1 protein-coding gene is annotated in these 763 nt (G+C 33.7%); it reads right to left on the reverse strand.

Annotated elements, in window-relative coordinates; translation table 11 throughout:
• A partial coding sequence (locus QVO42_RS09700) for a hypothetical protein (RefSeq protein WP_288164346.1) occupies positions 1-763 on the reverse strand: 763 nt, incomplete at both ends.

A 763-nucleotide genomic window follows, 5' to 3' on the forward strand; every position in this document is an offset into this window, starting at 1 on the left:
AGCCTTAGCGTCATTGTATTCCTTAAGAGCCGCATTATAAGCACTTAAAGCATCTTCATAATTCTTTGTCTTTTCATCATAGTCCTTCTGTGCATCAGCAAGTTTAGTTTCAATTGAACCAGCAGCATCTTTCGCACTTACATAAACTAATACAGTATCAATTAAGTTATCTAATACTTCATCATGATAAGGTGCATAATGATCACTGGCACCTGCTTTAATACCTTCCCAATCAGCAGTAGCTCTTTGAGCTTTTGAAAGACTTTCATTTGCATTATCTAGCTTCTTGGTAGTATTTGCTACGACATCAGCTTGAGCTTTTTGGTCTTCAACAGTCTGGTCATATTCAGCTTGAACATTATCAAGATTGTTTTTAGCAGCATCTAATGCATCTTTTGCTTTGTTGCATTCTTCTAACTGTTTATTATATGCATTAATTGCAGTATTTAACATATCAATATTGGCAGATAATGCATATTTTTCAGCTTCTTTACTAGTAACTTCAGAGTTCAAAGTATTTAACTCAGCATTATATGCATTGATATTCTGCTGGTTAGCGTTAATTTCTGACTCAAGTGCTTTAATCTTCTTATCATTTTCATCAATTAAAGCAGTGATACGATCAACATCAGCATTCGCATCTTTAAGAGCCTGTTCTAGTTCAGCTTTATCTTTAGTGGCATTTGCAAGTTCTTCTTTCTTTTGAGCTAATAATGCCTTTTCATCAGTGATCTGATCAGATAAAGTATCTTTCTTATTTTTA

Origin of the sequence: Catenibacterium sp. CAG:290 (assembly GCF_000437715.1) — a bacterium.
Classification (GTDB): Bacteria; Bacillota_I; Bacilli_A; order Erysipelotrichales; family Coprobacillaceae; genus Catenibacterium; species Catenibacterium mitsuoka_A.